This window comes from Streptomyces sp. NRRL F-6492, assembly GCF_001280125.1.
Classification (GTDB): Bacteria; Actinomycetota; Actinomycetes; order Streptomycetales; family Streptomycetaceae; genus Streptomyces.
Genome location: NZ_LGEG01000056.1, coordinates 1 through 7333, shown reverse-complemented (window position 1 = coordinate 7333; position 7333 = coordinate 1). Strand labels below are relative to the sequence as shown.

The following is a 7333-nucleotide window of genomic DNA, read 5'->3' as shown; positions in this document are numbered from 1 at the left end:
GTCTCGGACAGGTCGGGGTGGAGGGTGCGGTGGGTGCCGGGCCGGTAGGCGCCCGCGACCCCCTCCGCGCCCGCGCCGGTCTCGGCGCCGAGGATGCGGGCGACCTCGTCCGGTTCGCCCGCGGCCCAGTCGGCGGCGCGGAGCAGGACGGCGAGGAAGCGGGCCACGAGGCCGGGGTGCTCGTCCAGGAGGTCCTGGTGCACGGTGAGGGGGCGGGGAGTGCCGTTGTTGACGCGGTGCGCGGGGTCGGGCAGCTCGTCGAGCTCGACGGCCACCTCGGCGCCCGCGCGCCGGGCGGCCTCGACGGCGAGGGCCCCCTTCACGTAGACGGCGTCGGCCTCGCCCCGGCGCAGGGCGTCCAGTTCGGCGGCCCACTGGCCCTCGTGCCCGTCGGCGGGCACGTCGACGAGGACGGCGTCGGCGAGTGCGTACCCCGCCGAGGCGAGGACGCCCTCGAAGCCGCGCAGGGCCATCGCGCGCCAGAAGTCGATGGGGACGGAGTGGCGGGGCACGGCGAGCCGGAGTCCGCGCAGGGCGGCGGCGCCGCGCACCGGGGAGCCGGGGGCGACGAGGACCGCCTGTCGCTCCTCGATCCAGGTGAGTCCGACGAGCCGGGTGCGCTCGCCCCGTGAACGGGCCCACAGGGCGGGCACGTTGCCGCCCTCGCGGAAGAGGCCGGGAAGGGCGTGGGTGAAGTGGGTGGCGCGGTCGGCGCCGGGTTCGGCGTCCTGGAGCGAGCGGACGGCGATGCCGTCGGCCGCGAACTCCCCGGCCAGCCAGCCCCGGTCGGCGGCGACGCCGGTGGCGGTGGGGACGGGGCAGCGGGTGAACCAGAGCGTGTCGGGAACGCGGGCGTGCGTCATGGAGGGCTTCCCGGGGTGTGGTGGGTCGAGGGGGCGGCGGTGGGCGCGGAGGCGCCGGGGAACCGCTCCGGCTCGGAGGGAGGGGGCGGCCCCGGCGGTCGGCGGATGCCGGAACAGGGGCTTTTCGGCCACGCCCCGGCGGGCGGCGGACGTCGGCGGACGGAGGCCCGGCGGACCGGAGGCGCACCGGACGAAGGTGTCGCCGGACGAAGAGGTCGCCGGACGAAGGTGTCGCGGACGAAGGTGTCGCCGGCCGGAGCCGTCACCGGTGTGTCGCGCCGGGGACGGTCGGTGGCGGCCGGTGCCGGCCGCCGGTCGCGTCAGCGACAGGTGGCGCCCGCGACGCGGGCCAGATCGATGTGGCGGCGGCGGGTGAGCCCGAGCGGGACGGGGGAGGCGGCGGGCGCGCATCGTGTCGTACGGCGTCCGTTCGTCACCGGCCCTGCTCCCTTCCGCTCGGTACCGCCGTGGTGCTGCGTTGGCCGGAACCTTGCCATGGAAGTCCGACCGCCCACAACTCGTCTCCCACCATGTGGGATTGCTCGTGAACGGAGTGTTTCCGACCTCGCGGGGCCGCTGATTCGGCTCCCGCCATGTGGGAGCGTGGGAGCCCGATCACCCACGGGGAGCGAACCCTATGACGACCGAGGCCGGCATCGTCCGTCCCCCGGCGGGCGCCCAGGCGGTCCGCCGCGCACTGGACGTGCTGCACTGTTTCCACGACAACGGGCCCGATCTGAGCGCCTCCGAGCTCGCGCGGCGGCTCGGGCTCTCCACCTCCACGGCGCACCGGCTCGCCCGGACGCTGCTCGGCGCGGGCTTCCTCGAACAGGACGCCAGGACGGCCCGCTACCGGCTCGGTCCGGCGATGACGGAGCTGGGCCGCCTCTCGTACCACCAGCGGGGGCTGCACCTGGCGGCGCCCGAGCTGTCCGACCTGGCCGAGCGGACGGGCGCGACGGCCGACCTGGCGCTGCGCAGCGGTCCGCACGTCGTGATCGTGGCGGGCGGCTCGGTGACCCCGAAGGTGGGCCTGCGCAGGCCGCTGCACTCGACGGCGCTCGGGAAGGTGCTGCTGGCGTGGCCGAGGGCGGGCGAGGGCGGACCGCGCTCCCTGCCGCCGCTGTACGCGTTCACCGAGCGGACCATCGTCGAACCGCCGCTGCTCGCGGCCGAGTTGGAGCGCGTACGGGAGGCGGGGTACGCGCTCAACGACGGCGAGTCGGCCCACGGGGTGCGGACCGTGGCCGTGCCGGTCCTGGAGCGGGCGGGTCACGCGCGGTTCGCGCTCGCGCTCCGGGGGACCCCGGAGCTGATCACCGACGAGCGACTGGACTGGTACCTGGCGCAGGCGCGGGCGACGGCGCGGGCCCTGGAGGTGCTGCTCCTCGCCCCGGGAGAGCGGCGCGGCTTCGACGAGGGCGCCTGAGGGGGCCCGACGAGAATTCCGCACGGTCGTGCGTTCAGTACGATGGAGGCATGAGCGGCAGCACCGGCGGTACGGGGACGAAGACGGACGGGCGCGTCGAGCGCGGCAACCAGACCCGGCGCCTCGTGCTCGGCCGGACGATGGACATCGCCTCGGTCGAGGGCCTCGAAGGCCTGTCCCTGGGGCGGATCGCGACCGAGCTGGGCCTGAGCAAGAGCGGTGTCTTCGCCCTCTTCGGCTCCAAGGAGGAGCTCCAGCTCGCCACGGTCAGGGCCGCCGTCTCCGTCTTCTCCCGCCGGGTGGTCGGCCCCCTGCGGGACGTGCCGCCGGGGGCCGTGCGGGTGCGCGAGCTGTGCGGGAACTGGCTGGCGTACTCCTCGGAGCGGGTCTTCGAGGGCGGCTGCTTCTTCTACGCGGCCTCCGCCGAGTTCGACGCCCGTACGGGCCCGGTGCACGACGCCGTCGCCCGGGCCCGCCACGACTGGACCGCGTACGTGGAGCGGACCCTGTCGGAGGCGCGCGCCGCCGGGGAGCTCGCGGCGGACCTGGACGTGGAGCAGCTGGCCTTCGAGGTGATCGCCCTGATGGAGGCGGCCAACGCGCACTCGGTGCTGTTCGGCGAGCCCGGGGCGTACGGCCGGGCCGAGCGGGGCATCGCGGCGCGGCTGGGCGCCTCGGCCACGGACCGGGGCCGGGAGGCCCTCGCCTCCGCGTGACCCCTCCCCCCGCCGCCCGGCGGCGGTTCAGCCGGCGGCCACCCGCTCCCCCGGCGCCCCCGCGAGCGGGGCCGTCACGAACTCCACGGTCCCGGCGACGACGTCCGGGTCCTTCAGGATGCGGCGGTGGCCGAGGCCTCGGGTGACGACGAGCCGGGCGCGGTCGCCGTGGGCGCGCGCGAGCAGGCGCGACTGGGACGGGGGCGTCATGTCGTCGTCCTCGTCGTGGAAGAACAGGGCGGGCGCGCCGAGCCGTTCGGGCTCGTGGTCGGCCTCGAAGCGGGCCCAGACGCCGGGCTCGTCCGGCGCGAGCCGGCGTTCCACGTGGCCGCGAAGGGCCCGGACCACCCGCTCGTCCACGCCGAGGCGCTCCCGGAAGCCCGTCGTGAGGAAGGCGAAGGAACCGACCGCGCCGAGGCCGGTGAAGCGCGCCGTGCGCACGCCGTCCCGCAGGGCGAAGAGGGACGCGAGGACGCCGAAGGAGTGGGCGACGACGGCGTCGAAGTCGCCGTGCCGGACGTGCAGCCGCCGGATGACCTCCCGGTACTCGATGATGTTCGACGCCCGGCCCGGGGAGTCGCCGTGGCCGGGCGCGTCGAAGGCGACCGGGCTGCAGCCGCGCGCGAGCAGTGCTTCGGCGAAGGCGCCGAGGCGGGAGGCGCGCGAGGACCAGCCGTGGACGAGCAGGACGGGCCGCAGGCCGTCGCCCCACTCGTAGGTGACGACGTCCTTGCCCCGGACGCGGAGGTGTCCGACGCGGGCGGCGGCCATGATCGCCCGCTCGTCGGGCTTCACCCGGGCCCGGCCGAGCGGGCGGACGAAGAAGTGGAAGGCCACGCGGCCGGCCGGGCCCGGAGCGACGCGGGCGGCGGTGTTCAGGAAGGTGCGGACGAGTGGGGCCATCGGACGCATGGCGGATCTCCTCGGTGACCTGGGTGTGAAAAAATACTAGCACGACCGTTCGTGTTGTTTTTATGACAGGCGAGGCGGCCCGTTCGACGGCGTGCCCGACCGCACCGAGGGGCGGGAGCGCGAGCACATACCCCACCCGCTCCGAAAGACTCCGGACCGACGAGTGAGATCCTTCACACTCCATCAGAAATGGATCTTCCCCAACGACCCCTTGTGGATCTCGCGTTCGCCGAACGCGCGGCCGATACGCGGAGAAGGCGCGCGGACCGCCGACGTCCTCCGGCCCCCGCACCTGCGGGAACGCCGCCCGGAAGATCACCCTTCGCGCCCGGTCCGCTCCCCCGGCGTCCGCGCGGACCGCCGGCGGCGCCCGTGGCCGTCACCGTCCCGCGACGTCTCCGTACCCGAACCCGCGACGCCATCCGGTACGTATGGGGGAGAGACTCTTCCGTACCCTTCCCGGACCCACTAGGACTGACCCGTGATCACCTCGCCCTCGCGCCTCGTACCCGTTCCGATCCCCGACCGCGTGGCCGCGATGATCGGCGCCTGTCTGCCGCTGCACGTCCTCCAGGCCGAGGTCGACGCGGACTGCGCGGCGCGCGAGGTCTACCGGTTCCGGGGGCCGCTCTGCGCGGAGGACCGGGCCGACCGCGAGCACGCCCTCGCGGCGCTCGCGCGGGCCAACAAGATCCTCGCCAAGCACCACCCCGAGCTGCCCGTCACCCCCTGACGCGAAGCCCCGTCGAAGCCCCGAAGGGGCCCTCGGGGGGCCGTGACGGGACCGTGCCGGAGCGACACCTGTCCGGCCGTCCCCCACATGCGTGGGGGCGGGGCCGGTGTGACGCTGCCAGGGTGACCACGACCAGCGACGCAGCGCCCGCGCCCCCGGCCGCCACCGAACCGCCCGTGCTCGACGGGCGCCGCCGCAACATCGTCTTCGGCACGATCGTGCTGGGCGTCCTCCTCGCCGCCCTCGACCAGACGATCGTCGGCACCGCCCTGCCGACGATCGTCTCGGACCTGGGCGGCGCCGCCCACATGTCGTGGGTGGTCACCTCGTACCTGCTGGCCGAGACCGTCGCGACCGTCCTCGTCGGCAAGTTCGGCGACCTCTTCGGCCGCAAGGTGGTCTTCCAGATCTCCGCGGTCGTCTTCATCACCGGCTCGTTCCTCTGCGGACTGGCCACCGACATGACGCTGCTCATCGTCTGGCGCGGCCTCCAGGGCATCGGCGCCGGCGGTCTGATGGTCACCTCGATGGCGCTCATCGCGGACGTGATCCCGCTGCGCGAGCGCGGCAAGTACCAGGGCGCGATCGGGGCCGTGTTCGGCGTCTCCACCGTCGTCGGCCCGCTCCTCGGCGGTCTGTTCACCGACCACCTGAGCTGGCGCTGGGCCTTCTACGTCAACGTGCCCCTCGCGATCCTGGTCGTGATCGCCGCCGCCCGTACGATCCCCTCCGTCCGCTCGGCGAGCAGGCCGGTCGTCGACTACGCCGGCATCGCGCTGGTCGCCGCCGGCTCCAGCGCCCTCATCCTGGCCACGAGCTGGGGCGGGAACGAGTACGCCTGGGGCTCCGGCGTCATCGTCGGGCTCTTCGCGGGCGGGATCGTCGCCCTGGGCCTGTTCTGCCTGGTGGAGACCCGGGCGGCCGAACCGATGCTGCCCATGCGCCTGTTCGGGAACCCCGTCTTCACGGTCTGCTCCGTGCTCAGCTTCGTGGTCGGCTTCGCCATGCTCGGCGCGATGACCTTCCTGCCGACCTACCTCCAGTACGTCGACGGGGACTCCGCGACCGTCTCCGGCATCCGCACCCTGCCCATGGTCGTCGGTCTGCTGATCGCCTCGGTCTTCAGCGGCAACGTGGTCGGCAAGACCGGTCACTACCGGACCTTCCCCCTCGTCGGCTGTCTGGTGATGGGCGTCGGGCTCTATCTGCTCTCGCTGATGGAGCCGGGGACGAGCACCTGGCTCGCGTCCCTGTACATGTTCGTCCTCGGCACCGGCATCGGCCTGTGCATGCAGGTCCTGACCATCGCCGTGCAGAACACCGTCGACTACGCCGACCTGGGCACCGCCACCTCCGGCGTCACCTTCTTCCGCACCCTCGGCAGCTCCTTCGGCACGGCCGTCTTCGGCACGATCTACGCCAACTCCCTGGGCCCCCACCTGGCGGACGGGGTCCGGGAGGCCTCCGCCGTCACCGGGGGCCTCGGGCTCGACCCGGCCGCCGTCGGGCGGGCCGCGCAGAGCCCGGCCGGGGTGCACGGCCTGCCGGACGCGGTCGCGGAACCGATCGTGCGCGCCTACGCCGACACCCTCCACACCGTCTTCCTGTGGACCGTGCCCGTCGCCGCCGTCGGCTTCGTCGTCGCCCTCCTCCTCCCGCAGGTGAAGCTGCGGGACTCGGCGCGCGCCGCCGCCCCCGACATGGGCGAGGGCTTCGCCTCCCCCACCACGTCGGGCGACTCGGCGAGGCTCCTCGAACTGTCCGTCGGGCGGATCCTGCGCCGCACCGGCCCGGACACGGCCCGGCGGATCGTCGACGGGTCCGACACCCGGCTCGACGTGGCGGGCGCGTGGGCGGTGATGCAGGTCGAGCTGTACACCCGGACCGTCGGGCACGCGAGCCTCGGCCTGGTCGCGGCCGGGCGGCGGGTGCCGCCCGAGGTGCTCCTGCCGGTCTTCGACCGGATGATCGAGGAGGGCTACCTCACCCGCGACGGCAACCTGTTCTCCCACACCCCGGCGGGCAGGCGGGAGGCGGACGTCATCACGCACGCCTGGGGCACCTGGCTCACCGACCGCGTCGAGCGGGAACGCGGCCGGCCCAGCGGGCCCGAGCTGCGGGCGGCGACGGACGCCATCGCGAAGAAGATCGTCGCGGAGGACCTGGCGAGCGGCATCCCGCGCTCGGGGTCGCGCGCGGTGGCGGGCAGCCGCTGAGGCCCGCCGGGGCGCCTGCCCGCGGCTCGGTCTCCGCCCCGCGGCCGGGCACCAGGTGGCGGACTACTCGGGGAAGTCCCCGTCCACGTACACCCACGCCCCCTCGTGGCGGGCGAAGCGGCTCCGCTCGCGCAGCGCGCCCGGCTCCCCGCCGTGGACGTAACGGGCGGTGAAGGCGACGGTGCCGCGCTGGTGGAAGGCGGTGCCCTCGGTGGTGTCCTCGATCTCCAGGCCGGTCCAGCGGAGCCCCGGGTCGAAGTCGACCTCGGCCGGCCGCGTCTCCGGCGCCCAGGTGCGCAGCAGATAGGGCTCGTCGCGGACGACGAAGGCGCTGTAGCGGGAGCGCATCAGGAGTTCGGCGGTGGGCGCCGTGCCGCCCGTGCCCGTGTGGAAGCGGCCGCAGCACGCGCCGTAGGCCGCGTCGAGGCCGCAGGGGCAGGGGGAGCCCGGGGTCACGGCGGGAG

8 protein-coding genes are annotated in these 7333 nt (G+C 74.7%); 4 read left to right on the top strand and 4 right to left on the bottom strand.

Features of this window, described 5'->3' with window-relative positions:
* Together ADL08_RS07055 and ADL08_RS38950 are read right to left on the bottom strand one after the other, a co-directional pair.
* Positions 1-863, bottom strand: an 863-nt coding sequence (locus tag ADL08_RS07055) for an ABC transporter substrate-binding protein (RefSeq protein ID WP_053641198.1), incomplete at its 3' end; no start/stop codon positions are given.
* Between the two features lie 320 nt (positions 864-1183).
* Positions 1184-1300 (bottom strand): putative leader peptide, encoded by a 117-nt coding sequence (locus ADL08_RS38950; protein ID WP_324610443.1) that lies wholly within the window; start codon positions 1298-1300, stop codon positions 1184-1186.
* A 200-nt stretch (positions 1301-1500) separates the two neighbouring features.
* Between ADL08_RS38950 and ADL08_RS07050 the strand changes: the two genes are divergently transcribed.
* Positions 1501-2292 carry an IclR family transcriptional regulator gene (locus tag ADL08_RS07050; protein WP_053641197.1) on the top strand — a complete coding sequence of 264 codons (792 nt, stop codon included), beginning with the start codon at positions 1501-1503 and terminating at the stop codon, positions 2290-2292.
* Between the two features lie 50 nt (positions 2293-2342).
* A complete protein-coding gene (locus tag ADL08_RS07045; protein WP_053641196.1) occupies positions 2343-3008 on the top strand; it encodes a TetR/AcrR family transcriptional regulator in 666 nt (221 codons plus the stop codon).
* Positions 3009-3035: 27 nt separating this feature from the next.
* On the opposite strand, the gene ADL08_RS07040 is transcribed toward ADL08_RS07045, so the two are convergent.
* On the bottom strand, positions 3036-3920 hold the full coding sequence (locus tag ADL08_RS07040; RefSeq protein WP_053641195.1) for an alpha/beta fold hydrolase: 885 nt from the start codon (positions 3918-3920) through the stop codon (positions 3036-3038).
* A 538-nt stretch (positions 3921-4458) separates the two neighbouring features.
* Between ADL08_RS07040 and ADL08_RS07035 the strand changes: the two genes are divergently transcribed.
* Entirely contained in the window at positions 4459-4653 is a 195-nt protein-coding gene (locus ADL08_RS07035) for a hypothetical protein (protein ID WP_051716123.1), read from the top strand.
* Between the two features lie 122 nt (positions 4654-4775).
* Positions 4776-6869, top strand: a complete 2094-nt coding sequence (locus ADL08_RS07030; protein WP_053641194.1) for an MDR family MFS transporter — start codon at positions 4776-4778, stop codon at positions 6867-6869.
* 63 nt (positions 6870-6932) lie between these two features.
* On the opposite strand, the gene ADL08_RS07025 is transcribed toward ADL08_RS07030, so the two are convergent.
* Positions 6933-7333 (bottom strand): YchJ family protein (locus ADL08_RS07025; RefSeq protein ID WP_053641193.1); only part of this gene is annotated, 401 nt, incomplete at its 5' end.

Coding starts and splice junctions, on each gene's coding strand:
- ADL08_RS07050 (WP_053641197.1), top strand. CDS start 1,501: ATGACGACCGAGGCCGGCATCGTCCGTCCCCCGGCGGGCGCCCAGGCG.
- ADL08_RS07045 (WP_053641196.1), top strand. CDS start 2,343: ATGAGCGGCAGCACCGGCGGTACGGGGACGAAGACGGACGGGCGCGTC.
- ADL08_RS07040 (WP_053641195.1), bottom strand. CDS start 3,920: ATGCGTCCGATGGCCCCACTCGTCCGCACCTTCCTGAACACCGCCGCC.
- ADL08_RS07035 (WP_051716123.1), top strand. CDS start 4,459: ATGATCGGCGCCTGTCTGCCGCTGCACGTCCTCCAGGCCGAGGTCGAC.